We start from the raw sequence: 26561 nt of genomic DNA on the forward strand, positions 1-26561 counted from the left end.
CCATGTTTGCCTCTGCCCTCTGGCTGCCCCTGCTGCTCGCGCCGTTTACCGGCGGCTCGGCCACCCCGCCGCCCGCCGATTACTGGACCGACGTGCCGGCCGCGGCCGGGCGCAAGCTGGGGCCGCCGCGCATTCAGCCCACGCGCTACCGCACGCTGAAGCTGAACCTGCCCGCTGCCCAGCGCTACCTCAAGGCGGTGCCCGCCGAGGGCGACGCCCCTACCCTGCTCGTGCTGCCTCTGCCCGACGGCTCGAAGCACCAGTTTCGGGTGCGGCGCTCCTCGGTGATGGCGCCCGAGCTGGCCGCCAAGTTTCCCGAGCTGCAAACCTTCGCCGGCCAGGACGCGGCCGATGCCACTGCCTCCCTGCGCCTGGAGCTGACGCCCACCGGCCTGCGCGCCCAGATCATCGGCTACGGCCGCACCCAGCTCATCGAGCCCTACCGCCAGGGCGATACCCAGCACTACATCTGTTTCGACAAAGCGGCCATGCCGGCGGGCAGCAAGCAGTGGTCGGAGCCCGCGCCCCTAAAGCGCTGACGGGGGCAACATTCTGCCCCGAACCGCTTCCAGCAGCCATCGAAATGCTGTAACTTGGGGGCTTCCAACCTGACTTTCCCTTTTCTCATCACACCCACTCCCTTTTTATTGCCTATGCGCACATCTTCTACCCCGACCGGTACGCTGCGAAGCTCGCTGCTGGGGGGCCTGTTGCTGCTGGGTCTGGCCTCGCCGTTTGCTGCCTCCGCGCAGCGCGTGCTCTGGGCTGATTCCAAAGCCGAGCGCCTGCCCGCCGCTGCCCACAGCACCACCCAAGCCCTTGATCGGTACCGGGTGGTCAGCGTGCAGACCGCCAACCTGCGCGCCGCCCTGGCGGCGGCTCCGGCCGAGCAAGGTGCTGGGGCCCGCCAATCAGCCACGGTGGTTTCGCTGCCGCTGCCCGACGGCACGGCCGGCCGTTTCCGCGTGGTTGAAACCCAGGTAATGCACCCGGCGCTGGCCGCCAAGTTCCCACAGATCAAGACCTACGCCGGCCAGGGCATCGACGACCCGAGCGCCGTTGCGTACTTCGACGTGTCGCCGGCCGGCCTGCACACCATGATCCTCTCGCCGGGCAACACGGTGTACATGGACCCCACGGCCGACGGGGTCAACCACTTGGTGTTCTACAAGCGCGACATCAACCAAGCCGTGCTGACGCGCGCCGTCTGCGGCGTGAACACGCCGACCGGCATCGGCCAGCGCCTCTCGCCCACCGACAACCCGACCACCGCTTCGGCGGCCACCATCGGGTCGCACGGCACCCAGCGTCGCCTCTACCGCTTGGCTATGGCCTGCACCGGTGAGTACGCCGCGACCAAAGGCGGCACCTTGGCCGGGGCTATGGCCGGCATCACTACGTCCGTTAACCGCGTGAGCGGGGTGTACACCACGGAACTGTCGGTGGCCTTCCAGCTGGTGGCTAACAACGACCAACTGGTGTTCCTCAACGCCAACTCCGACCCGTACACCAACAACGACGGGCCGACCATGCTGGGGGAAAACCAGACGACGGTGACCAACATCATTGGCGCCAACAACTACGACATCGGCCACGTGTTCAGCACGGGCGGCGGCGGCATTGCCGGCCTGGGCGTGGTGTGCGTGGCGGGCAACAAAGCCCGCGGCGTAACCGGCCTGCCGAACCCGACGGGCGACGCCTTCGACATCGACTTTGTAGCCCACGAAATGGGCCACCAGTTCGGCGGCGCGCACACCTTCAACTCCATTGCCGACGGCAACTGCACGGGCCCCATTCCGGGCGTTACCAACGGCACCCGCAGCTCCCTGGCTGCCTACGAGCCGGGTTCGGGCACGACCATCATGGCCTACGCCGGCATCTGCTCGCCGAGCAACATCCAGCCCCACTCCGACCCGTACTTCCACGCCAAGAGCCTGGAGCAGATCATTGCCCACATCACCGGCACGGGCAACTGCGCCACCCTCACGGCCACCAACAACACCCCGCCCACGGTTAGCGCCGGCACCCGCCGCATCATTCCCAAAGGCACGCCCTTTGAGCTGACCGGCACCGGCACCGACGCCGACGGCGACGCGCTGACCTACTGCTGGGAGCAGTACGACCTAGGCCCGGGCGGTGCGCCGAACTCGCCTTCGGGCGACGCGCCCATCTTCCGCTCGTTCAACCCCGTCACCAGCCCCTCGCGCACCTTCCCGCGCCTGAGCGACCTGCTGGCCAACACCCAGACCATGGGTGAAATCCTGCCCAGCTACGGCCGCCGCCTGAACTTCCGCCTCACCGTGCGCGACAACCGCGTGAACGGCGGCGGCACCAGCTACGACACCGTATCGGTGCCGGTAGTGGGTACGGCGGGTCCGTTCCTCGTGACCCAACCCAACGCCAGCGGCATCACCTGGCGCGCCACCGTGCCCCAGCAAGTGACCTGGGACGTGGCCAACACCACGGCCGCGCCCATCAGCGCCGCCAACGTGGACATCCTGCTCTCCACCGACGGTGGGCAAACCTACCCCTACACCCTGCTGGCTGGCACCCCCAACGACGGCAGCGAGGCCGTGACCGTGCCCGCCACCGTACCGTCCTCCACTACCTGCCGCCTCAAGGTGAAGGCCAGCGGCAACGTGTTCTTCGACATTTCGAACAACAACTTCGCCCTGCAGACGCCCACCGCCCCGGGCTTCTACCTGACCAGCGGCTGCGCCAGCACCGCGCCCACGTTCTGCCCCGGCAGCTCGGCTACCTGCAGCGTAACGGTGGGTCAGCTGCTGGGCTTCACCGGCCAAGTAACGCTGTCGGCCACGGGCCTGCCCACGGGCATGACGGCCAGCTTCGGCGCCAACCCCGTTGCCGCCGGCGCCTCGTCGTCGGTGACGCTGACCTCGACCACGGCTACTCCTTCGGGCACGTACACCGTGAGCGTGATTGGCACCAGCGGTTCGCAGACGGAAACGCAGAACATCACGGTGACGATTCGCAACGCGGCCAACATCGCGCCGACGCTGACCGCCCCGGCAGCCAACTCGCTGCGCGCCCTGCCCACGCCGAACTTCCAGTGGACGCCCATCACCGTGGCTAGCTCCTACGACCTGCAGGTGGCTACCGACGCGGCCTTCACCAACGTGGTTATCAACCAAACCGGCCTGGTGAACAACGCCTACACCCCCACCACTGCACTGACGCAGAACACCACGTACTACTGGCGCGTGCGCGGCATTGCCGACTGCGGCACCGGCCCGTGGACGACGACGGGCACCTTCGCCGTGGGCCGTCAGTTCTGCATCCCGGCCGTGTTTACGGCTACCGATGTACCGCAGAGCATCCCCGCTACGGGCTCGGCTCTGGTGCTTTCGTCGATCAGCGTACCGCAGGGCACCAACCCCGCGACCCAACTGGTGGCCGGCGACGTTATCAGCGCCATCCGCGTGCGCAACGTGGCCATCACCCACCCCAACACGGGTGAGCTGATTATTTCGCTGAGCGGCCCGACCGGCCGTCGGATCACGCTGGCTTCGGTGCCCTGCAACGGCGCCGCGAACCTGAATGCCAGCTTCGACGACGCGGCCGCGGCCCTGAGCTGCCCCGCCAACACCGGTGCTTCGTACCAGCCCGCCAACCCGCTGGCCGGCTACCTGGGCACTACGCCTTTCGGCAACTGGACGCTACTGGTGTCGGACGTAGTGCCGGGCAACGGCGGCGACCTGACCGGCTGGGGCCTGGAAATCTGCACCACCCGCGACGCGGTTACGAGCCAGAAAGGCGCGCAGCAGTTGCAGGGCGTGTCGGTATACCCGAACCCGAGCACCGGCGACTTCTACCTGAACGTGGACAATGGCGTGAGCGGCCAGTTGAGCGTATCGGTAACCGACGCGCTGGGCCGCGTGGTGCTGACCAAGGAGCTGCGCAAGACGGCCGGTCAGCTGAACGAGCGCCTCGACCTGAGCAAGCTCAGCCGCGGCATGTACCAGCTGCACCTCTCGCTGCCCGGCGGCGGTACGGCTGTCGAGAAGCTGATGAAGCTGTAAGCGTTACAGGCTTCGGCTCTATCTTAACCGGCCGGCTTCAGGTGAAGCCGGCCGGTTTTGTTTTTTCCCGATGCGTATCCGTGGCTCCGTTTTACTGCTAATGCTCGGCTTGCTGGCTCAATCGGCCACGGCACAACATCTGGTGCACCTACGCCGCGCTTGGCGTGATTCGGTTGACGGCGTAACGGTAATGCCGCCCTACGCCCTGGATTCAACCGTCACGGGGTTGCTGGTCTACGACGATTATCCGCATTCCAAGCATAAGGGCAAGGCGACGAAACGAGGCTACTGGTTTAAGTGGCCTTACTTCACCGTCGATGGCTCTTTGTGCTTGTACATCACTCGCCGCCAGCTGTACCTGCGTACGGGCCACGAAAACCCCAACCCCAACATGCTGCACTGGGTGCAAGACCTCACGCCGGCCCAGTTTCAGGCCATTGACGCGGCCTTGCGGCAGCCGAAAGCCCCCTTTCGGGCCGTGCGGGGCAGCGACGACCAAGATTATTTCCGGTTCATGGAGTTTGAGCCCAAAGCCTGGCCCGAACCGCGCCTGGAAACGGATGAGCAACGCAAGGCTTTCTACGCCCAGGAAGAGCAAGATCTGGCCCGGCGCGTCGTGCGGCTGCTGCGGCAGCTGAATCAGCAGTTGCCCGCCGCGGCGCAGCTGCCCGTGCCGGCGGAGAAGACGCTGTTTGCCCGCGCCACGCACCTGGCCGAGACCGTGGAGGAGTTGCTGACGGGCGGCGGCGTACTTATCAGCCCCGACCGCCGGGATGCGCCGCTCAAGCACAATTTCACCGTATCTGGCGACGCGAACTTGATGGGCGCGCAGCAATACCGCCTCGACCGGGACTACCGCTTCGAGGGCTACACCGAGCAAAAAGAGAAGCACAGCCTTACCCTGCGCTGGCGGCGCAAAGCGGGCGCCGGTACCTGGCTGCCCGCCCAACTCACGCTGCAGTGCACCCAGGTCGATGCCTTGCATATCACCCCGGCCGCGGCCGGGCAGGCGGCCGCGCTGGATCAGCAGCTGTGGTACGCCTACCTGCCCACCGACGAGGACGACTACGAGTTGCTGCTGGGCTTGGAAAGCGGCCGCACCTTCCACATCAGCTGCGCCGGCGCCCGGCTAATCGCCACGCCGTAGTTACAGCGCCACGCGCAACTGGGCCTTCACGTCGCTGCGCTCGGCGCCCTGAATCTGGTCGAGGCCGGAGCCGACGGTTTGCTGGTGGCGGTAGCGGGTGTTGGCGAAGCGCAGCCAGAGCGTCAGGCGGCGGTTGAGCTTGACCTCAGCCAGCGCGTAGTAGCGCGTGCCCCGGCCGTAGAGCACCGGGATGGAAAAGGCGTAGAGCACGTCCTGCTCGTACACGTACTGGCGGGTGTCGTAGCCGTCGGTGTCGAAGAGGGCGTAGCGGGCGGTGAGGCGCAGGCGCTGCCAGGGCTGCACCGTCACGTCCTGGGCTAGTACGTAGCCGGATTGCACGGGGCCGTTGTTTTCGCGGTAGCGCACGCCCTGCACGCGGGTGCGCAAGCTCAAGGTCGGCGTCGGGCTGGTGTCGTAGAACAAAAGCAGGGAGCGGCGCATGACGGGCACCGGCTCGGGCATGGGGCGGGTACTGGTTGCGTCGTCGTATTCCTTGAGGCGGGTGCGAATCTGGGCGTAGAGCTGGCTGGTTTTGGTCGGCGCGAAGCTCACGCGCAGCAGCCAGTCGTAGCCGCTGCTGGGGCCGCCCACCTGGTAGCGCAGCCAGGGAAAGCGAAACTGGTCGTAGTAGGCCGACAGCTCCCAGCGGGCAATGGGGCGCAGCTTCAGGCCCAGGTACAGACCGTTTTCGTTGATGTTGCGGGTGTTTTCGCTGAGTGCGTTGCCGTAGAGCGTGTGAAAGTCCTGGTCGTAGCGGCGGAAGAGCACAGAGGCGTCCACCGTCGGGCCCAGGCTGGCCAGCAGGCCGTTGATGGTGCCGATGCCGCCGCTCTGGCTGCGGGCCGTTTCGCCGAACAGGCTCACGTTGCGCCAGCCGTAGCTGTAGTGCGTGCTCACGGCCAGGTTGTGGCGCCCGCTGAACTCATAGAAGTTGTAGGGCTCGGGCCGCTTCTGAATGGGCTTATCGAAGAGCGTATTGACGGCCGTCAGGCCCAGGTTCAGGCGGCCGGTGCCGGGCGCAAAGCTCAGGTCGCCGCCCGTGACGGTTTCCGGCAGGCTCTGGCGGTTGGCCAGCTCGCTGGCGGTACGGTGAAACCCGGTGATGGGCAGCCCCGAGGCAAAGTCGTTGAAGTCGTCGGCCTGGCGCAGCGAGTCGGCTACGGTGCTGGTGCGCAGGGTGGCGTCGATGCGCTTGCGCGAGGCAAAGCCGGTCAGTTTCAGGGCGGGCGTGAGGGCTACGGTGGCGGCAGCGCCGCGGAAAAAGGCCGTTTCCAGCACCGAGGAGTAGGGCCGCACGCCCACGTTGGAGCGGCGCAGGGTGGTGATGGTTTCGGCGCCCTTGCCCACCTGCAGGCCCGAGGAGAGCAGCAGCCCCTGCCCGAATTGCAGCTGGTAGTCGCCGATGACCACCGATTTTAGCCGGCCGCGGTCGAAGAGGGCGAAGTGCGCGGAGTAGTAGTCGAAGCCGTAGCGGCGGGTTTTCGAGTCCCAGGTAAACTGCTCGCCGGCGTCTTTTTCGGCCGCGAAGCCCACCGAAAAGTCGCGGGCGTGGCTGGTGCGGAAGCGCACGAGCATCTTGTCGGGGGAGCCCAGGTAATGGGACGGCAGCTCGCCGCTGCTGTTGGGCACGACGGGCGCGTAGCCGCGGCGGTCCTGCAGCACCCGCTCGTAGCGCAAAAACAGCGCATTGTTGTCTTCCTGCCAGATGCGCTTCCACAGCGGGCCGCGGGCGGCGTTGGGGTCGGTGGTACCCACCGTTACGAAGGGCGCCACGCGGTAAATGGTGCGCACGTCGAAGCCGCGGATGCTCTGCAGCTCGTACAGCGCCAGCAGCGGGCCGTTGAGCTGGCGGTGCTCGAGCAGGGCCGTAATCTGCGGCTCCGAAAGCAGCAGCAGGCTGCTCAGCTCCTCGCGGTTGGCCGTGTTCAGGTTCAGCGGCGTTTGCAGGTACTGTAGCAGGTTTTCGTAGAGGTCCTCGTAGTTTTCCTGGTCGCTCTGCGGCTCGGCAAACAGCTCCTGCACCAGCTTGTCGAGGTCGGCGCGGGGGCGCGGGTAGTCCTGTACCTGGGCGCGGGCCGTACCGCTGAGCAGTAGCACGGCCGCGAGCAGCCCGGCGGCACCGGCCCCACTCCTACCGCCCAGCCTCAGGGCGAAGTCGAAGCGGCGCGTCATGGCTGCGGGGCGGGTTGGGGCTCCGGCTTGGCGTCGAAGCGCAGGCTGGCGCTCAGGTGCTGGCTCAGGCCGAGCACGTTGTGGTAGCCGGCGGCGTAGTCGAGGCGCAGGCGGCCGAGGCGCAGGCCGAGGCCGCCGGTGGCCTGCTCCGAGAGCGTGGCAAAGCCCGCGCGCACCGTCAGCGCGTCGATGAGTTGGTATTCCAGCCCGGCCTTGAAGTCGGCCGCCTGCTCGATGTCCTTTTCGGTTTCCACCACCAGCAGCACTTTGGCAGCGGGGCGGTAGCCGAGCCCGGCGCGCAGCACGGTGGGCACCCGCTCGTCCTGGTAGCGGGCCAGCTTGGTTTGGTTGAGGTTGTAGAGGTAGGCCCCAAAGGTCAGCTTTTGCGGAATCACCTCGGCCTGCCCACCCAGCGAGAGGGCCACCGCCCGGCGGCTGCCCAGCCCCTCGATGCTCACCTGCAGCACGTCGGCGCGGGCGCCGATGCTCACCAGCCCGAGGCGGTAGCCGTAGCCCAGGCCCACGCGCTGCTCGCTGTAGAGCTTGCTGCCGAAGCGCTGCAGCTCCACGCCCACCACGCCGTTGCGGGCCGCTTTGGCGCCTTCGGGCTGCCGGCCCAGCGGCACGGCGGCGGCCAGGGCGGCGTTGCTCAGCTCGCGGATGAAAAACTGATTGCCGGCGTACACGCCCACTTCCGGGCGGGTGAGCTGGCCCAGCCCGGCTACGTTGTTGCCAATGGCCCACACGTCGGAAAGGGTGGCGGCGGCGGTGCCGAGCCCAGCCGCCCGGGCGCCGCGCACGCCGGGGCCGTTGCCCTGAGCGTGGGCGCTACCAACAGCAAGAAAAAGGAATCCTAAAGCAACGTAGAGTTTGGGCATAGGCGCGGGCTATCGGCGCAAGATAATTGGCCCGCAACGGATTAGCTACTACCCAACCCAGCGAATATTTTATTGGATTATCCGCGGAGTCAACCCAGCAAAAACGCCCCGGTACCGCTTGGTGCCGGGGCGTTTCTTAGGTGTAGCATTTCGCCGCTGTTACTGCAGCAGCAGGCGGCGGCTGGCCGTGCCGCGCTCCGTGGTCAGGCGCACTACGTACACGCTCCGCGGCTGCAAGCCGACGGGCTGCACCGCGAGCCGGGCGGGCACGGCGGCCAGGCGTTGCTGCCACACCTCCCGTCCCAGCGCATCGAGTACGCTGAGCGTGGCCGGGCCGGCCACGGGCTCGGTTTGCAGGGTGAAGCGGCCGTCGGCGGAGGGGTTGGGAAACAGCTGCAGCGCGGCCAGGGCGGTAGCCGATTTGGCGGCCGTCACGGTGGGCACCGTCACGGTGAAGCTGCGGTAGGTGGAAGGGCCGGTCTGTCCCAAGCCGGCTACCACCGTAATCGTAACGGTGCCGCTGCGCGTGGGGTCGGCCAGGGCGTAGCGCAGGGTGCCGGTGGTACTCGGGTTGGTGTAGCTCAACGAGGTAATGCTGATCAGGTCCGGGTCGCTGCTGGTAGCCGTAATCGTCAGGGGCAGCGTCAGCAGCGGGTCCCCGTCGCTGATGCCGGTTAGGGCCACGGGCGGCTGCGCCGTGAGGCTGCGGTCGGCGGTGCGGTTGGCAATGGGGTCCAGCGTCGGGTTGCCCGGCAGGGTATTGCCCCGGTAATACACGCGGTAGGTGCGCGTGACCGCGGCCCCCGCCGCATCGGTCACGGTGACGGTGTTGGTGCTGTAGAGGCCCGGCGTCAGCGCGTTGACGTTCACCCGCACCTCGCCAAAATAATCCGGCGAGTTGTAATAGACGGTGTGGGTGGGCGCAGCCGAGCCGTTGCCGGCAAACGTGACCATGCCCGTCACGGTCAGCGTCTCGTTTTCGTTCGGCGCCCCCGAGGTGATGCCCCACAGCGGCACCGGTTGCAGGCCGTTGCTCATCACGGCAATGTCGGCAATGGAGTCCAGGGTGGGCGCGTCGTTGACGGGGTTGATGGTGACCTGGAAGCTGCGCGTCAGGCTGCCGTTCTGCGTCTGCCCGTCGGAGGCCGTCACGGTCACCGTCACCGTGCCGAAGGCGTTGGTGGCGGGCCGCAGCCGCAGGGTACCGGTGCTGGCCGGGCTGATGTAGCTGATGGTGGGGTTGGGCAGCACGCTCACGTCGGAGCTGACGGCGGTGAGCGTCACGGTCTGGCCCGCTTCGCCGCCGGTGCCAATGCCGCTGAGCGCCACGGTGTACAGCCCGCTGTCCTCGTCGATGGTCAGATTGCTCAGGGCGTTGAGCGTGGGCGGGTTGTTGGCGGCGGTGGAACCGGCCGCGTTCAGAAACAGCGACGAATCAAAGCTACCGAACACGCTGAGGTTGTGCGTGATAAAATCCGTGCGTCCGTCACCGTTGAAGTCCCCCGTGCCGACGGTTTTCACGCCGTTGCTGGAGGTGTAGTTCACGGCCGCGGCAAAGCCGGTGCCGCTGCCGTTGTTGCGCAGCACGCTCAGGCGCGCGTACACGCCCAGCACCAGGTCGGGCGCCCCGTCGCCGTCGGCGTCGGCCACTTGCAGGTCCGTCAGGGCCGAGTTGCCGCCGCTGATGACCCCGCTGGGCAGGCCGGGGGTGTAGTAGATGTCGGCCGGCCGGAAGCCGGTGTTGGTGGCGTTGCGCCGCCACACGTGCACCCGAATCGGCGCGGTAGGCTGCGCGGAGTTCATCGTGGCCAGCACCACGTCGCGCAGGCCGTCCAGGTCCACGTCGGCCACCACCAGTTTGTACCAGTTATTCAGCGTCACGGCCGGCAGCACTTCCGGCGCCTCGTAGCCGGTATTGGCCGCGTTGCGCCGCCACACGCGCACGGCCAGCGAATCGGCGTTGCCGCCTCCGCCCCCGCTGACAAACGCAGTACCCAGCAGATCGGGCCGGCTGTCGGCGCTGAAGTTATCCGCGTTGCTCGGGTAGGCGTTGGTGCCGCCGGGCAGGGTCAGCGCGGCGGGCACAAAGCCGGTGGCTTGGTTGTAGAGCACTTCGTAGCGCACGCTCGGCCCGGTAACGTCGAGGATGGTCAGCAGCAGGTCCACGCGGCCGTTGCCGTCCAGGTCCTTGGCCAGCAAGGCCTGCGAGAGAAACTCCGAGGTGCTGGTGTTGCTGTAAAACGTCTGGGCCGCGGCAAAGCCGCTGCTGCCCCGCCCGGCCAGCAGCGAGAGGTCCTGGCTGCCGTTGTTCAGGGTCACGATGTCGAGCAGGCCGTCCCCGGTGAAATCGGCCACGGCCACGTTGATGGGCTGAAAACCGGCGGCCAGCAGCGCCGGCGCCTGAAACGTGCCGTTGCCGTTGCCGTAGGTCACCACCACGCCGTTGGTCAGCCCCAGCACGTCGAGGTGGCCGTCCTGGTTGAAATCGGCGGGCACCAAGGGCGACGACAGCACGTAGGGCGACGAGGTGCTGTAATTGATGCCGAGCGTGACGTCGGTGCGGGCAAAGGAGCCCGAGGTCAGGCTGCCGCCCGCAAACGTGACGCGGAAAGCACCCGCGCCGTCCTGCACCGAGGAGCCCTGCTGCCCGTCGGCGGTGTTGATGACCGTCACGGCGGCGGCCGCGGCCGCCCCGGCCGGCACCGTCACGCGCAGTTGCGTGGCCGAGGCCGACGTGACCGTCGCGCGCACGGCGTCGAAGTACACCGCGTTTTGGGCGGCGGTGGCGCCAAAGCCGGTGCCGGTGATGGTGACGGCGGTGCCCACGGGCCCGCTGGCCGGCGCCAAGGTGCTGAGAATGGGCCGGGCCCAACCCGCCGTGGCGGCGCCGAGCACGCAGCAAAGGGTGCCGAACAACCACCGGGCGGGGCGGCGGAAAACGTGTTTCATACGCGAACGAAGGCGTTAATAATTGGCAAGCGAATCGACGACAAAGGTAGCTCCGGCCGACCGGGGGCCGGAGGTAAGCTCATCATGCAGGTCCTAAAAAAGCCCCGGCACTGAACGCACCGAGGCTTTTTTTATTGGAGCAGAAACCGGGCCGGCTTACTTGGCCGGGGCCGCTTCTTTGCCTTTCTGCTTGGTTTTCACCTTCATTTTGGCCGGCACTTCGGCCCCACCCGGGGCGGCCACGCTGGCATTCGGGTTCGGGCCGCGGTCCACAATGGTCATTTCGTCCACGATGTGCTTGGCGCCGCCGAGTTTGTCGATGCACCAGAGCACGTAGCGGATGTCGGCGTTGATGCAGCGCTTCAGCTCCGGGTCGTAGGCCAGGTCGCCGGTCATGGCTTCCCAGTTGCCGTCGAAGGCCAGGCCGATCAGCTCCCCGCGGCCGTTGATGACCGGGGAGCCGGAGTTGCCGCCGGTGATGTCGTTGTCGGTGATGAAGCCCACGTGCAGCGTGCCGTCCTTGTCGGCGTAGCGGCCGTAGTCCTTGCCCGCGAGCAACTGCTCCTCCTTGGCGGGCACCACAAACTCCGGGTTCGAGTTGTCCTGCTTTTCCAGGATGCCCTGGGCGGTGGTGAAGTAGTTGTAGTTCACCGCGTCGCGCCCCTTATAGGCGCGCACCGTGCCGTAGCTCAGGCGCAGGGTGGAGTTGGCGTCGGGCGAGTACACTTTCGGGGCGTTTTTCTCGCGCAGCGCGGCCACGTAGAGGCGGTTGGCGCGCAGCAGCCCGGCCTGCAGGCCCTGCATTTTCGGCAGGATGTTCTGCACGTAGTTCTGGTACACCGACTGGTAGGTCTTGAAGCCCGGGTCGGCCTCCAGCTTGGCCAGGGTGGGCGCGGCCAGGAAGGCATCGACTTTCGCTTTCGAAGTCAGGAAGGAGCCCGCAAACACGTAGTCGGCGTACTTCTGCATCGAGCCGCCGTACTGCTTCTGCACCAGCTGAAACACCTCCGGCAGCTGCTCCTTGGGCACGTCCTGCATGTAGAGGCCCATGAGCGCGGCGAAGACCTTCTTGTCGGTGGCGGCGCTGTAGTCCTTGAAGTATTCAGCCACCGGCTCGCGCAGGTCCTCGGCGGCTTTCTTGGCCGCGGCCGGGTCGGCGGGCGTTTTGCCGTCCCCTTTCAGCGCATTGTAGAGCGGCAGCATGCGGGCGGCCAGGGTAATGATTTCGGTGCCGAAAGCGGCCTCGTTCACGTACTGGCTGCTCAGGTTGTACTCGCGCAGGCCGGCGTAGGCCTGGTCGATGTCGGTGAGCACCTTGCCGTACTGCTCGGTGCGGGTGGCGTCCTGGGCAATCCACTGCTGCAGGGCGGCTTCCTCGGCTTTCTTCTGGTCCACCGTCTTGAGGCGCTTCATGCCCTCGTTCTGCCCGATGTAGTACTTCCAGTAGTTGGCAATGTTGGCGTACTTCGAGGCGTACTGCAGGCGCAGGGCCGGGTCGCGGTCCATGTCCTCTTTCCAGAGCTTGAGCCGGGTGTCGCGCAGCTTGATGCGGGCCGGGTTGCTCTGCTCCAGGGTCATCTGCAGGCCGGCGGCGGGCAAGAAGCGCTGGGTGCGGCCCGGAAAGCCGAACACCATCGAAAAGTCGCCCTCGCTCACGCCCTGCAAGCTCACGGGCAGGTGCTTTTTGGGCACGTAGGGCTGGTTGCCTTCCTGATAGCCGGCGGTGGGCTTGTTGTTTTGGTCGGCGTACACCCGGAACATGGAAAAGTCGCCGGTGTGGCGGGGCCACATCCAGTTGTCGGTGTCGCCGCCGAACTTGCCCACGGCCTCGGGCGGGGCGCCCACCAGGCGCACGTCGCCGAAGCGCTGGTACACGAAGAGGTAGTACTCGTTGCCGCCGAAAAAGTCGCGCACGTAGGCCACGTACTGCCCGTTGTCCTTGGCCGCGGCGGCCAGTTCGCGCTGCCGCTGCTGCACGGTGGCCACGCGCGTGGCCTCGGGCGTCTGCGGCGTAATGCCTTCGAGCACCTTGCCGGTCACGTCTTCCATGCGCACGAGCACATCCACGTAGAGGCCGGGGTTTTTCAGCTCGTCGGTTTTGGTGGCGGCGAAGAAGCCGTTTTGCAGCAGGTTGTTCTGCGGGGTGCTGTGGCTCTGAATGGCGTCGTAGCCGCAGTGGTGGTTGGTGAGCAGCAGGCCCTGGCCCGACACAAACTCGCCGGTGCAGAATCCGCCGAGCTGGCCGATGGCGTCCTTGAGCGAGGCGTTGTTGACGTCGTAGATTTCCTCGGCGGTGAGCCGCAGGCCTTTCTTCTGCATGTCGGCCTGGTTGAGCCGCTTCACCAGCAGCGGCAGCCACATGCCTTCGTCGGCGCGGGCCACGGCCGGCAGCAGCAGCGCCAGCACGAGGCCTTTCAGCCAGTTGAATTTGAACATCGAAGGGGAAATAAGTGAGTGAAACGGCGCAACTTGCCCGCGGGCAACGCCGAACCAAACTTACTAAGACCGGCGTTGTTTGCCTAACGCTCGTTCGGAACTTTGCCCGCTTCCCCCGCTCCTACCTTGCCGTGTCCGCGCTGTTCAAGTACTTCTTTCTGGCCCTGGTGTGGGTGTATCGGCACCTGATTTCGCCGCTCAAGCCGGCCACCTGCCGCTACCAGCCCACCTGCTCGGCCTACGCCACCGAGGCGCTGCGCCGCCACGGCCCCTGGCGCGGCGGCTGGCTGGCCCTGCGCCGCATAGCCCGCTGCCACCCCTGGGGCGGCTTTGGCTACGACCCGGTGCCGGACAAATTACCGTAATGCCGCCCCGGGGATACCCCAACGGCCGGTGTTCCGTATAAATCCCACTACCCGACCGCACCTCTGGCTGCGGCCGGGCTTTTTTTCACTGGACGCGTGCAGTTATGAGAACAATCAGCGCACTGCTGCTGAGCCTGGCGTTGCTGACCTCGGCGGCCTGCTCGGAGGCGCAAAACGACGGCAAGAAGGGCGGCGGCAAAAAAGGCGGGAAGAAAAAGGACAAAACCACCCTGCTCAACCCCGTTGCCGGCCTGACCAAGGTGGGCCACATGGGCGGCGAGGTCAAGGAAAGCTCCGGCTTGGCCCTGGGCCCCGAAGCCGGCACCTACTACACCCACGGCGACGACGGCGCCGAGCCTACCCTCTACCTCATCCGCGAAGACGGCAGCCTGGTGAAGTCGTTGCCCGTGCCCGGCGTGCGGCAGGTCGACTGGGAGTCTCTGGCCCAGGACCCGCAGGGCGTGCTCTATATCGGCGACTGCGGCAACAACAACAACGACCGGCGCGACCTGACCATTTACCGCTACGATCCGCGCCAGCCCGACGCCGTGCCGCGCAGCATCCGCTTCACCTACCCCGACCAGCAGGAATTTCCGCCGGGCAAAAAGGAGCGCAACTTCGACTGCGAGGCCTCGCTCTGGTACGACGGCGGCATTTACCTGTTTACCAAGGACCGCGGCCAGGGCAGCACCTGCAAGGTGTACCGCCTGCAGGCCGACGGCCCGGCCAAGCAGCAAGCCAAGCTGCTGGGCAAGATTGCCGTGGCCGGCGAAGTAACCGACGCAGCCCTGAGCCCCGATGGCCGCACGTTGGCCCTGCTGGGCCGCGAGGAGCTGTTTCTCTGCCCCGTGTCGGGCGGCAACTTCACCCAGACCACCCCGCGCGCGGTGCGCCTGCCCGGCGCGGGCCAGACCGAGGGCGCCGTGTTCCAGGGCAACAACACGCTTATCATCAGCACCGAGCAAGGCAACGTGTACCGCTACGAGCTGGCTCAGTGAGGGAACCAGAAACGGTCATCCTGATCCGGCCTACGCGCAGCGAAGAAACTTCCTCGCTCCTTGTACTCACTACGAAGCGCAGCTACCAACGCCCAGCTCGGGCCGCGGTGGCTGCGCTTCGACGTTTAAAAAGCGTCAGTTCGTTGGTATCAGCGGCGGAGCAGGGTGCGAGCAAGGTCCTTCGCTCTGCGGACGCCAGATAGAGCATGATGGGTGCGAGGATGGCAGCTGGTAGCTCCGACCTGCCCTATTGTGGGCGGCGAACGGTACCGTATCCCGATTTCGTTGGGAGCGGCACCGTTCGCCGCTTACTTTTGTTTATCCCTTGACCCCCGCCGCCCCGCGGCGACTTTCCCTTTTTCACAGTATGAGCAGCACTGCCGTTTCCACTTTGCGCGCCGGCGTCCTCTTCGGCGACGAGGTACAACAACTGTTTGACTACGCCAAGGAGCAAGGCTTCGCCCTGCCCGCCGTCAACGTCACCGGCACCGATACGGTGAACGGCGTGCTCGAAGCCGCCCGCGAGCTGAACTCGCCCGTCATCATTCAGTTCTCGAACGGTGGTGCCCAGTTCTTCGCCGGCAAAGGCGTGCCGAACGACAAGCAGCAGGCCAGCATTGCCGGCGCCATTTCGGGTGCCCAGCACGTGCACCTGATGGCCGAGCTCTACGGCGTGCCCGTCATTCTGCACACCGACCACGCCGCCAAAAAGCTGCTGCCGTGGATCGACGGCCTGCTCGAAGCCGGCGAAAAGCACTTCGCCCAGTACGGCCGCCCGCTGTTCTCCTCGCACATGATTGACCTCTCCGAGGAGCCCATCGAGGAGAACATCGAGATTTGCAAGGAGTACCTGGCGCGCATGGACAAAATCGGCATGACGCTGGAAATCGAGCTGGGCGTGACCGGCGGCGAGGAAGACGGCGTCGACAACTCCGGCGTGGATTCCTCCAAGCTCTACACCCAGCCCTCGGAAGTGGCTTACGCCTACGAGGAACTGCTGAAGGTGAGCCCGCGCTTCACCATCGCCGCGGCTTTCGGCAACGTGCACGGCGTGTACAAGCCCGGTAACGTGAAGCTGCAGCCCGTCATCCTGAAAAACTCGCAGGAATACGTGCGCGAGAAGTACAACCTGACGGAGGAGCGCCCCATCAACTTCGTGTTCCACGGTGGCTCGGGCTCGTCGCAGGAGGAAATCCGCGAGGCCATCAGCTACGGCGCTATCAAGATGAACATCGACACCGACCTGCAGTGGGCGTTCTGGGACGGCATCAAGAACTTCTACAAGAAGAACGAAGCTTACCTGCAGGGCCAGATCGGCAACCCCACCGGCGAAGATTCGCCGAACAAGAAGTACTACGACCCGCGCGTGTGGCTGCGCGAAGGCGAGAAGACCTTCGTCACCCGCCTGAAGCAGGCCTTCGAAGACCTGAACGCCGTGAACCGTCGCCCTTCGGCCGAGTAGTCAGCACGACTCACCCAGAACGTCATTCCGAGCGAAGCCGAGGTATCTCGCTGGATAGTAATATCAATCGTTGCGTCACTATCCCACATCAGCCCGCGAGACGTCTCGACTGCGCTCGACAGGACGTATTAGAAATAACCGCCAACAAAAAGGCCCGCTGGAGTTATCCAGCGGGCCTTTTTGTTGGCGGTTATTTCTAACGCTTCATCTGCACCGGCAGGGGCTGCTTGGGCAGGTCTTCCAAGCCCAGGTCGCGCGGGGCGTCTTCGGGGCGGCCGGGGCGGCGGCCAGCGGTCAGCAGCACCCAGAGGCCTACGAACACCAGCGGAATGCTCAGTACCTGGCCCATGTTTAGCGGCGCCAGTGCCCAGGTGCTTTCGAAGCCTTCCTGGTTTTCCTTCAGGAACTCCACCAGGAAGCGGAAGGTGAAGAGCAGCGTGACGAACAGCCCGAAAAGGTAGCCGCGGGGCGCCGTGGCCTTCCAGCGGTTCCAAAGCGAGTAGAGCAGCACGAAGAGGAACACGCAGAACAGCGCCTCGTAGATCTGCGTGGGGTGGTGCAGCTCGTTGGGCACGTTGGTCATTTCGTGGTGAATCTCGTTGTAGCGCACGAATTTAAAGGCCCAGGGCACGTCGGTCTGCTTGCCGATGATTTCCGAGTTCATCAGGTTGCCCAGGCGGATGCACATGCCCCCGGTAGCCACCACGATGACGATGCGGTCCAGGACCCAGAGGTAGTCGAACTTGTTGTTGCGCGCAAACAGCCAAGTGGCCAGCAAGATGCCGAGCGTAGCGCCGTGGCTGGCCAGGCCGCCCTCCCAGATCTTGAAGATGTCGAGGAAGTGCTCGGAGGTGAGGTAGTAGTCCGGGTCGTAGAACAGGACGTGGCCCAGGCGGGCGCCCAGCACCGTACCGATAAGCATGTACACGGTAATCACGTCGACCCAGCGCGGCGACACTTTCTCCGACTTGTAGATGTGCGTCAGGATGAACGAGCCGATGATGAAGCCGGCGGCGAACAGCAGGCCGTACCAGCGCAGCGTCAGCGGGCCGAGTTGGGCAATGATGGGCGAAACGTCCCAGGTGATGAAAGCGAGCATAGAGCAAAGGCGCGGTGAGGGGAGTCAAAGGTACTGAGACATTCGGCTTGCCGAATGCTGCGAGGCAGCGGGGCCGTTATCGGGGGCGGCAGGCGGCCGTTTAGCGCCCCGGCGCCGCTGGTAGCGGGCGGCCCGAGGCTTCGGGTTGCGGCCCAGCGTCGGCGGCGGCCGACGGCAGGGCGGCACAGTCGCCGCTGAGCGCCACGCCGAGCAGGCCCAGCAGGGCCGCGTAGGCCGGCCGGCGCAGCCAGGCCGGCCACACGGGCCGCGCGGCCGACGCGTCGTCGAGCCGGGCCCGCACCCGCTGGTAGAAGTAAGGCCGCGGCTGGGCCGCAGCCGGCGGGCGCCAGCGGTGCACTAGCTGCTCCCACTGTTCATCGGCGCTGGGGCGAGGGGCCGGATCAGGCATGGCGAAACGAGGGTTGAAGGTGGGTGCGCAGGGTTTGGCGGGCCCGGAACAGCAGGGACTCCACGGCCGGGACGGTGGTTTGCAGCACGGCCGCTATTTCCTCGTAGCTGAGTTCCTGCTCGTGGCGCAGCGTAAAAGCCACTTGCTGTTTGTCGGGCAAGCGGGCAATGTGGGCCAGCAGCAGCTGCAGCTGCTGCTCCCCTTCCAGTTGGGCCTGCGGGTGCAGGTGGTCGGCCGGGTCGTGCAGCACGTGGTTGCCGAAGCCCAGCAAGCGGGTGAAGTAGGCAAAGCGCTTTTTTGCCTGGGCCCGCCGGCGGTGCTTCAGAGCCCGCGAGGTGGCCAGCCGGTACAGCCAGGTGCTCAGCGCGGCCTCGCCCCGAAAGCGCCCGACGGTTTGGTAGACTTCCACGAACACCTCCTGCGCCACGTCCTCGGCCTCTTCGGGGGAGCGGAGCAAGGCCAGCACCGTGCGGTATACCCGGTGCTGGTACCGCTCGACCAAGGTGCGAAACGCCGCCTCGCTGCCCTGTTGCAACTGCCGCAGCAGCTCGGCATCGGCGGTTGGCGGCGCCGCCTCAGCCCGGAGCTCCGAAACAGCGGATAACGGCAGTGGACACACCAAGGGACTGAAGGGCTGAAGAGCTGGAAAAGTAGAGACGCTGCCGGCGGGCGGGGTGATGCTACCGGGCTTGCCATGACTTAGGCCCTGTCCGCAGCTAAAACTTGCGCCGCCGGCCCCAGCAGTTTGCAAACACTTGGCTTACAGCGCAATTATTTGCAAACGCCAGCACCGGCGGCGCCCACACGGAAGCCAGCGCGTTTACAGCGCCCCGAGCTCGGCCGCGAAGCCCCCGCTCAGGATGGGGAAGCGCAGCCAGGAGCGCGGGTCGAGGTTGTAATCGTCGAGGTGGAAGGAGGGCGCGTACCGCTCGCGCTTCCACTGGTTGCGGCTCCAGAGCGAGTAGAAGCGCTTCACGTACACTTTCAGCTGCTCCACGTCCGCGTCTTCCAGCTCGCCTTCCAGCCGGGCCAGCACCTGCTGCGGGCTCAGCCGCTCGTAGAAAGCCAGCCGCTCGATGCGGTTGAGCAGCGGGTAGGGCATCAAATCCCGCTCGTCGGTCTGCTTGTCTTCCAGGGGGCGCAGCTCGGCGGTGGGCTGCAGGTTGTTGACGCGGTGCAGGCCGGGGTAGTTCAGTTCCGCTTCGGCCCACACCAGCCACTGCTTCACGAAGGCCTTGTCGACGCCGGCAATGGGCGAGATGGAGCCGGCCGTGTCGCCGTCCATGGTGCAGTAGCCCACGGCGGCCTCCGAGCGGTTGGAGGTGGTGATGAGCAGGCAGTTGAGCACGTTGGCCAGCATCCAGATGCTGGGGGCGCGCACCCGGGCCTGGATGTTTTGCAGCGTCAGGTCGTCGGTTTTCCAGCTCAGCTCCCGCCCCAGCGCGTGCTCGATCTTGCCGGTGTAGCCCTTCACTTCCTGGTCGATGTCCCAGCTAAAGAACACCGCCCCGGTGTCGTCGGCCAGCTCCTTGGCCGAGAGGTAGGTGTCGTCCGAGGAGTTGACGGTGCCTTGGTAGGCGCAGGTGAGCAGGCGGCGGGTGAGCTGCTGATTCAGGGTGCGCCGCTCGTTGCCGGTGGTTTGCAGGCCGGGGTGCGAGGCGCCCTGCACGCGGCCGGCATCGGTTTCCTTGCGCGGCTCCTGCACCGGGCCGCCGGGCAGCTGCTGGTAGTCCACGGCGAAGCGGATTTCGTCCTCGGTGTAGGCGCCGGCCTTGCGCATGAAGCCTTCCACGCCCAGTTCCAGCACGCCCAGGCGCACCAATTCGGCCACGCCCACGGCGCACATGCAGGAGTCGGCCCCGCCCGAGAGACTCAGCACGAAGCCCTTGCTGCGGGCCTTGCGCAGGTAATCAAACAGGGCCAGGCTCAGGGCCTGGTTCAGCTCGCGGTACTCGTCGGGCGTGGGCAGCGGGGTGATGTGCTCGGTGACGGGCGGCTCTTGGCTGAAGTCCACGTCGGCAAACTCCAGGTCCACGTCCTTGTAGCTGAGCAGCTGGTTGCGCTTGAGCAGCTCCCCGTTGCGGGCAATGAGAATTTCGCCGTCGTAGGTAATACGGCCGGCTTCGTTGCCGAGCAGATTGGCGTAGAGGTAGGTCACCTGGTAGTCGCGCGAGGCCTTGAGCACCAGCTGGTAGCGCACGTCGGTCTTGCTCATGGCGAAGTGCGAGGCCGAAGGATTCACGATGAGCTGCACGCCCCGTGCCTTCAGGCGGCCGGCGGGCCGGTCCTGGGCCGGGCGCCAGGCATCCTCGCAGATTTCAAAGCCAAAGGTGACGCCCTGGTGCTCAAAGGTCAGGTCGCCGATGAGGTAGGTTTCGCCCCCGAAGTCGAATTCTTGCACATTGCCGGCCTTCCAGGAGGTGAAAAAGCGCGGCTCGTAGTGCACCCCGTCGTTGGCCAGCCACTGCTTGGCCGCGAAGCCCAGAATTTGCTGGTTGCGGATAACGCAGGCCGTGTTGTAGGTGCGCCCGTCGAGGCGCACGGGCACGCCCACGCACACCACCATGTTGGGGTCGGTGCAGCACTGGCGTACCGTCTGCAGGTGCTGCAGGGCGGTTTCGCTCAGCCAGTCGTGCAAAAACAAATCCTCGCAGCCGTAGCCCGTCAGGCACAGCTCGGGCAGGCACAGCAGCTCTACCTGCGCGTCTTTGGCCTGCTGAATGGCCTCGCAGATGGTGCGCAGGTTGTTTTCCCAATCAATCGGAGTCTGGTTCAGGGCGGCGCCGGCAAGTCGCATAAGCTAGGGGCAGGGTGGTTGGAATTCGTCCTGCAAGTAACTCCAAATGGCGGAGTCGGGTTACTGCCAGCGAAACACCGGCCGCTCCAAGGGAGGCGGCCGGTGCTTTAAGCCCGTTGCTTTATAGCTTGTAGCGCAGGCCCAGCCCCCAGTAGCCCACCGGGCCGAAGCGCGACCGGTTGGTTCCGTAATCCGGGCGAAACCGGTGGACGAGTTGCTGGTGCAGGGTCCATTCGGCCGCCAGTTCCAGCCGGCGGCTTGGGCCCAGACCGTAACGCCCGCCCAGGCCCAAGCCGACCAGGCCGTAGAAGGAGCGAGCTTGGGCTTGGTAACGGTAGGTTTCGACCGCATTTTCCAGCTCAATTTGCTCCCAACTGTTGCGCCCGAAGGAAAGGGCCACGCCCCCGAGCGCGTCGAATTGCAGCCGCCGCTCGGCTCGGCGCGTCAGCGTGTAGCGCACCCGCACGGGCACCACCGTCCACCGGGTTTGCCCGTGGTACTGGTAGTCCAGTTGCTTGCCGTCCACCGTGAAGCCGGTTGCGGAGCCTTCGTACCGGTTGTTCCGGTACGCACCGCCCACTTCCACCTCCCAGCGGGGTCGCCATTGGTAGCCCACTGTTGGCAAGAACTTGCCGAAGCCGTAGAAGTTCGGTTCGCCGGCGTAACGCAGCCCGACGGTCCAGCGGTGGCGGAGCGAGTCGGCTGCGGGCCCTGGAGCCGCCATAGTTTGTTGCGGCCACAAGCCGGCTACGGCCAGTGCGGCCGCGGTCATAATGGTTTTCAACTGCGAGTAGATTACAGAAGAGAAATAAACGAAAGGCCCAAAGCTAGCCGCCGGAGGCACTAATCGGGTTGTTGCGGCCCAAAATTACGGGCGCGTAGTTGGGTAGGCGTTAGACCCCCAGCGCCGCCAGGGCCCGTTCGGCGGCCTGCTGCTCGGCCTGCTTCTTGGAGAGACCCATGCCCGTGGCCACGGCTTCCTCGTCAATCATCACCGTGGCCGAAAACTCCATCACCCCGCCGCTGCGCTGTTCCCCGTTGAGCTCGTAGCGCACCGCTTTGCCGTGGCGCTGGGCCCACTCGATGAGCTTGCTCTTGAAGTTGGCCGTGGTCGAGGTCAGCGCCTTCACGTCCACGTAGGGCCGAATCAGGCGCTTGAGCACGAACTGCCGGGCCTGCTCGTAGCCGTGGTCGAGGTACACCGCGCCCACCAGAGCCTCCAGCGCGTTGCCGTTGACGGAGCGCGAACGGGCCGAGCGGCTCTGCCCGGGGTCGAGCTGCACCAGCGCGTCGAGGCCGAGCTTCAGGGCCAGCTGGTTCATGCTTTCCCGGTTCACGATGCGCGAGCGGATTTCCGTCAGGAAGCCCTCCGGCTCGTAGGGGTATTTCAGAAACAGGTACTCGGCCACCACCGCGCCGAGCACGGCGTCGCCCAGGAACTCCAGCCGCTCGTTGGAGAGGTGGCGCGTCTGGCCCTGCTGGCGCACCAGCGAAGCGTGGGTGAAAGCCAGCCGGTAGAGGCGCACGTTGTCCGGGGTGCGGCCCGTCACGGAGGCAATGGCCTGCCGAAACTGCCGGTCGTGACCCAGCAAGCGGCGAAAAATTCCGAACAACGGTAACGTGCGCCCGCCGCGGTGAGGCATAAGCGAAAGGGTTGGTACTGGTAAAACGCCGGGCGGAGACCACCCAACCGCCGCTCCGCAGGGTTGCGGGCGGCTAAAAAAGCAGCATGCTGAGCCCCGTCGAAGCCTCTCTCCTACCGCGCTTCAGCGAAGCGGGAAAGATGCTTCGACGGGGCTCAGCATGACAATCGTTTTCGACTCCCACCCGGCGCAGCATGACGTTCTTGGCGTATCCGCTGGCTCGGTTGGCGGCGTTAGTCGCGAAACTTGCCGAACACCACCGACGTGTTGTGTCCGCCAAAGCCGAAGGTATTGCTCAGCGCCACGTTCACCTCGCGCTGCTGGGCTTGGTTGAACGTGAAGTTCAGCCGCGCGTCCAGCTCCGGGTCGTCGGTGAAGTGGTTGATGGTCGGGGGCACCACGCCGTGCTGAATGGCCAGAATGCTGGCCAGCGCCTCGATGCCGCCCGCGCCGCCCAGCAAGTGACCGGTCATGCTCTTGGTCGAGCTGATGTTCAGGTTGTAGGCATCTTCGCCGAACACCTTCTGAATGGCCTTCACCTCGGCCCCGTCACCCAGCGGGGTGCTGGTGCCGTGGGTGTTGATGTAGTCCACGTCGGCCGGGGTGATGCCCGCGTCGCGCAGTGCGTTCTGCATCACCAGCACCACGCCGTTGCCGTCGGGGTCCGGGGCGGTGATGTGGTAGGCGTCGGACGAGAGGCCGCCGCCGAGCAGCTCGGCGTAAATCTTGGCGCCGCGGGCCTTGGCGTGCTCGTACTCCTCGAGCACCAGCGCGCCGGCTCCCTCGCCGAGCACGAATCCGTCGCGCTCCTTGTCGTAGGGGCGCGAGGCCAGCTCGGGCGCGTCGTTCCGCTCGCTCATGGCCTTGATGGCGTTAAAGCCGCCCACGCCCGCTTCGGTAATGGCCGCTTCCGAACCGCCGGTCACAATCACATCGGCCATGTTCAGGCGGATGTAGTTGAAGGCGGCGATGATGGAGTCGGACGACGAGGCGCAGGCCGAGGTCGTGACGAAGTTCGGGCCGCGGAAGCCGTGCTTGATCGAGATGTTGCCCGACGACGAGTCGGCAATCATCTTCGGAATGAAGAAGGGGTTGAAGCGGGGGGTTCCGTCGCCGCGGCCGAAGGCAATGCACTCCTCCTGGAAGGTGCGCAGCCCGCCGATGCCCGAGCCCCAGATAACGCCCACGCGGTCCTTGTTCACGCCTTCCTGCAGGCCGGCGTCGGCAATGGCCTGGTCGCTGGCGATGATGGCAAACTGCGTGAACAGGTCCATCTTGCGGCCTTCCTTGCGTTCGAAGTAGTCGTCGGGATTGTAGCCCTTCACTTCGCAGGCAAAGCGGGTTTTGAACTTGCTGGCGTCGAACCGGGTGATGGGGGCGGCCCCACTCACGCCGCGTGACAAACCGTCCCAGTATTCGGCAACCGTTTTGCCGAGCGGGGTGATGGCTCCGAGACCAGTAACAACAACTCTCCGTAGCGCCATAAAAGAGGTGCGAAGGGGTAAAACGGGGAAAAAGAAAACGGCCGGCACGAGCCGGCCGGCAAAGCGGTTCTGCTTTAGCTAAGTAAAGATGCCTTATTTGGCGTGCTCTTCGAGGTAGGCAATGGCTTGACCCACGGTGCCGATGTTTTCAGCTTGGTCGTCGGGGATGCTTACGTTGAACTCTTTTTCGAACTCCATGATGAGCTCAACCGTGTCCAGCGAGTCAGCGCCGAGGTCGTTGGTGAAGCTTGCCTCCGGGGTCACTTCCGACGGCTCTACGCCCAGCTTGTCAACGATGATGCTTTTTACTTTTTCTGCGATTTCAGACATTTCCGTGGGGTTTAAAGAAAACTCGGGCACAAATAACACCATCTTCCTCAACATTATCAAACCGGACGGTTGCATTTGCCCCGCCGCGGGCGCTGGTCTTGCCCCCGCAAACGCGTAGTTTTACGGCCGTTGGACCCGATTCCGTGCTGCGCTATGAAAACCCTCACGCTCGACTGCGACTACGATTGTGACTTCGACCTGTTCGGCGTGGTGTCGTCGAGCCGGGACCATAAGCTGGCCTGGACGCTGAACCGCGCCCTGCGCCTGCGCCTGGTCAAGCAGCAGGATCTGATCTACGATTTGCTTACCCGCGGGCGGCTGGTCATCAGCAACTATCTGCACGCCACCGAAACGGCCACGCTGCGCCTGCTGCGCAACCGCTCGGTGGACCCCTCGCCGCTGAAAAAGCCGTTTCTGGCGCCCGATATCAAGGAGTACGACTACCTGATTCAGGTACAAAACGGCACCGGCGCGCTCGACGCCGACCAGTTACTGGAGCAGCTCACAGCCCTGCCGGAGGTGCAATACGCCTGCCGCTTCGACCCGAATACGCTTAAGTTCAAAGAAAACTTGCTCTTTTAGGGCCGCAAACCGGCCGTGTTCCCCGCACGGCCGGCCCAACCGAAGGACCTTAGTACGCCCGAACGACGCTCCCACCGTCATTCCGAGCGCTGCTTAGGCCTCCCCTGCGCCGCCATCCGCCGGCCGCTTCTCGCCCCGCTCACTCCGGGACGCGGGGCCGGCGCCGATGCCGCCGTCGAGGGAAGCCCACGCGCGCTCAGCATGACGGCGTCAGCCGCTCGTTTCGCGTACTAAGGTCCTTCGGCTGCGCCTCGCCCAGCTTCATAAAAAAACTCCGCAACTAATCGTTGCTTTGCTTCTGCAGTACAAGACCCATCAATACATGGAAAATCGTCCCACCTTCAACAAAACCAAGATTGTCGCCACCGTCGGGCCGGCTTCCAACACCTACGAGAAGCTCGGCATGCTCATCCGCGAGGGCGTGGACGTGTTTCGCCTCAACTTCTCCCACGGCGCCCACGAGGAGCACCAGAACGTGATTAATCTCGTGCGCCGCCTCAACAAGGACCTGCGCACGCACGTGGGTCTGCTGCAGGACTTGCAGGGCCCCAAAATCCGCCTGGGCGAGGTGGAAGGCGGCTCGTTCGAAATCAAAGCCGGCGAGCAAATCACCTTGGTGTGCGGCGAAAAGGAAATCAGCCGCCCCGGCCGCATCAGCACTATCTACCTGGGTTTGGCCCGCGACGTGAAAGCCGGCGACATGATTCTGATCGACGACGGCAAGATTGAGCTGCGCGTCATCAGCACCGACCGCGAAAAGGAAGTGGTGTGCGAGGTGATTTACGGCGGGCTGGTGAAGCCGCGCAAGGGCATCAACCTGCCCGACTCGGAAGTGTCGGCCCCGTCGATGACCGAAAAGGACATTGAGGACCTCAAGTTCGGCCTGGAAAACGACGTGGACTGGATTGCCCTCTCGTTTGCCCGCCGCGGCGAGGACATCCGCTTTATCAAGCAAATTATTGCCGAAAGCGGCAAGCAGGCCAAGGTAGTGGCCAAGATCGAGACGCCCGAAGGCCTGAAGAACCTCGACGACATCATTGCCCTGACCGACGCGGTGATGGTGGCCCGCGGCGACCTGGGCGTAGAGGTGAAGATGGAAGAGGTGCCGATGGCCCAGAAGATGATCATCGAGAAGTGCAACAAGGCCGGCAAGCCGGTGATTGTGGCCACGCAGATGATGGAGAGCATGATCACGGCCCCGCGCCCGACGCGCGCCGAAACCAGCGACGTGGCCAACGCCGTCATCGACGGGGCCGACGCGGTGATGCTCTCGGCCGAAACCGCCGTGGGCGCCTACCCCGCCGAGGTGATTCGCTCGATGGTGGGTACGATTCAGAGCGTGGAATCGCGCCGCGAGTCGCTGTATCACCGCTGGCACTCTATCACGCCGGAGTCGCCCACGTTCATGGTCGACAGCGTGCTGTCGGCGGCCTGCCACATGGCCAAGAACACCGGCGCCAAGGCAATTACCGGCATGACGCACCGCGGCTACACGGCTTTCCAGATTGCCAAGTACCGCCCCAAAGCCAGCATTTTCATCTTCACCGACAACCGCAACCTGCTCACGACGCTGAGCCTGATCTGGGGCGTGCGCGGCTTCTACTACGACCGCATGGTGAGCACCGACAGCTCGGTGTCGGACATCAAGTACATCCTGACGACCACCGGCAACCTGGAAAAAGGCGACGTGTTCATCAACACCGCCTCCATGCCCATCGGCGAGAAGGGCAAGACCAACATGATCAAGCTGAGCGTGGCTTAATCACTCCC

20 protein-coding genes are annotated in these 26561 nt (G+C 65.4%); 8 read left to right on the top strand and 12 right to left on the bottom strand.

Annotation, left to right across the window (positions count from 1 at the left end):
• Positions 1 to 2 precede the first annotated feature (2 nt).
• The 3 genes from LJ737_RS16435 to LJ737_RS16445 all read left to right on the top strand — a co-directional run bounded on the left by LJ737_RS16435 (position 3) and on the right by LJ737_RS16445 (position 5187).
• On the top strand, positions 3 to 539 hold the full coding sequence (locus LJ737_RS16435) for a hypothetical protein (protein WP_227767672.1): 537 nt from the start codon (positions 3 to 5) through the stop codon (positions 537 to 539).
• A 114-nt stretch (positions 540 to 653) separates the two neighbouring features.
• Positions 654 to 4040 (top strand): zinc-dependent metalloprotease, encoded by a 3387-nt coding sequence (locus tag LJ737_RS16440; RefSeq protein WP_227767674.1) that lies wholly within the window; start codon positions 654 to 656, stop codon positions 4038 to 4040.
• A 100-nt stretch (positions 4041 to 4140) separates the two neighbouring features.
• Positions 4141 to 5187, top strand: a complete 1047-nt coding sequence (locus LJ737_RS16445) for a hypothetical protein (protein WP_227767676.1) — start codon at positions 4141 to 4143, stop codon at positions 5185 to 5187.
• On the opposite strand, the gene LJ737_RS16450 is transcribed toward LJ737_RS16445, so the two are convergent.
• The 4 genes from LJ737_RS16450 to LJ737_RS16465 form a co-directional block, all read right to left on the bottom strand.
• Positions 5188 to 7359, bottom strand: a complete 2172-nt coding sequence (locus LJ737_RS16450; RefSeq protein ID WP_227767678.1) for a ComEA family DNA-binding protein — start codon at positions 7357 to 7359, stop codon at positions 5188 to 5190.
• Entirely contained in the window at positions 7356 to 8237 is an 882-nt protein-coding gene (locus LJ737_RS16455; protein ID WP_227767680.1) for a hypothetical protein, read from the bottom strand. The genes LJ737_RS16450 and LJ737_RS16455 overlap by 4 nt, the downstream gene beginning before the upstream one ends.
• 159 nt (positions 8238 to 8396) lie before the next feature.
• On the bottom strand, positions 8397 to 11186 hold the full coding sequence (locus tag LJ737_RS16460) for an FG-GAP-like repeat-containing protein (protein ID WP_227767682.1): 2790 nt from the start codon (positions 11184 to 11186) through the stop codon (positions 8397 to 8399).
• Positions 11187 to 11342: 156 nt separating this feature from the next.
• Positions 11343 to 13622 (bottom strand): S46 family peptidase, encoded by a 2280-nt coding sequence (locus LJ737_RS16465; protein ID WP_227767684.1) that lies wholly within the window; start codon positions 13620 to 13622, stop codon positions 11343 to 11345.
• Positions 13623 to 13753: 131 nt separating this feature from the next.
• Between LJ737_RS16465 and yidD the strand changes: the two genes are divergently transcribed.
• From yidD to fbaA, 3 genes are all read left to right on the top strand, one after another.
• Positions 13754 to 13987: a membrane protein insertion efficiency factor YidD gene (gene yidD, locus LJ737_RS16470; protein WP_227767686.1), complete on the top strand. Its 234-nt coding sequence runs from the start codon at positions 13754 to 13756 to the stop codon at positions 13985 to 13987.
• Between the two features lie 104 nt (positions 13988 to 14091).
• A complete protein-coding gene (locus LJ737_RS16475) occupies positions 14092 to 14985 on the top strand; it encodes an SdiA-regulated/phytase-like domain-containing protein (RefSeq protein ID WP_227767688.1) in 894 nt (297 codons plus the stop codon).
• A 367-nt stretch (positions 14986 to 15352) separates the two neighbouring features.
• On the top strand, positions 15353 to 16447 hold the full coding sequence (gene fbaA / locus LJ737_RS16480; protein ID WP_227767689.1) for a class II fructose-bisphosphate aldolase: 1095 nt from the start codon (positions 15353 to 15355) through the stop codon (positions 16445 to 16447).
• A 196-nt stretch (positions 16448 to 16643) separates the two neighbouring features.
• Here fbaA and lgt read toward each other — a convergent pair whose 3' ends face one another.
• From lgt to LJ737_RS16520, 8 genes are all read right to left on the bottom strand, one after another.
• A complete protein-coding gene (lgt, locus tag LJ737_RS16485; RefSeq protein WP_227767692.1) occupies positions 16644 to 17546 on the bottom strand; it encodes a prolipoprotein diacylglyceryl transferase in 903 nt (300 codons plus the stop codon).
• A gap of 100 nt (positions 17547 to 17646) precedes the next feature.
• The gene (locus LJ737_RS16490; RefSeq protein ID WP_227767694.1) at positions 17647 to 17955 is read right to left on the bottom strand and encodes a hypothetical protein; all 309 of its coding nucleotides are present in this window, start codon (positions 17953 to 17955) and stop codon (positions 17647 to 17649) included.
• On the bottom strand, positions 17948 to 18574 hold the full coding sequence (locus tag LJ737_RS16495) for an RNA polymerase sigma factor (protein ID WP_227767798.1): 627 nt from the start codon (positions 18572 to 18574) through the stop codon (positions 17948 to 17950). Before LJ737_RS16495 ends, LJ737_RS16490 begins: the two co-directional genes overlap by 8 nt.
• Before the next feature lie 201 nt (positions 18575 to 18775).
• On the bottom strand, positions 18776 to 20752 hold the full coding sequence (gene nadE, locus LJ737_RS16500) for an NAD(+) synthase (protein ID WP_227767696.1): 1977 nt from the start codon (positions 20750 to 20752) through the stop codon (positions 18776 to 18778).
• A 121-nt stretch (positions 20753 to 20873) separates the two neighbouring features.
• Positions 20874 to 21476, bottom strand: coding sequence for a hypothetical protein (locus tag LJ737_RS16505; protein ID WP_227767698.1), 603 nt, complete (start codon positions 21474 to 21476; stop codon positions 20874 to 20876).
• 169 nt (positions 21477 to 21645) lie between these two features.
• Complete coding sequence (gene rnc / locus LJ737_RS16510; protein WP_227767701.1) at positions 21646 to 22365, bottom strand: ribonuclease III; 720 nt, start codon at positions 22363 to 22365, stop codon at positions 21646 to 21648.
• Between the two features lie 263 nt (positions 22366 to 22628).
• On the bottom strand, positions 22629 to 23879 hold the full coding sequence (fabF, locus tag LJ737_RS16515) for a beta-ketoacyl-ACP synthase II (protein WP_227767703.1): 1251 nt from the start codon (positions 23877 to 23879) through the stop codon (positions 22629 to 22631).
• Between the two features lie 93 nt (positions 23880 to 23972).
• On the bottom strand, positions 23973 to 24209 hold the full coding sequence (locus LJ737_RS16520) for an acyl carrier protein (protein ID WP_059067513.1): 237 nt from the start codon (positions 24207 to 24209) through the stop codon (positions 23973 to 23975).
• 153 nt (positions 24210 to 24362) lie between these two features.
• On the opposite strand from LJ737_RS16520, the gene LJ737_RS16525 reads away from it, so the two are divergent.
• The gene (locus LJ737_RS16525) at positions 24363 to 24791 is read left to right on the top strand and encodes an IPExxxVDY family protein (RefSeq protein WP_111478636.1); all 429 of its coding nucleotides are present in this window, start codon (positions 24363 to 24365) and stop codon (positions 24789 to 24791) included.
• A 322-nt stretch (positions 24792 to 25113) separates the two neighbouring features.
• A complete protein-coding gene (pyk, locus tag LJ737_RS16530; RefSeq protein ID WP_227767706.1) occupies positions 25114 to 26553 on the top strand; it encodes a pyruvate kinase in 1440 nt (479 codons plus the stop codon).
• The last annotated feature ends 8 nt before the right edge of the window (positions 26554 to 26561 follow it).

Source organism: Hymenobacter sp. 15J16-1T3B (genome assembly GCF_020711235.1).
GTDB lineage: Bacteria > Bacteroidota > Bacteroidia > Cytophagales > Hymenobacteraceae > Solirubrum.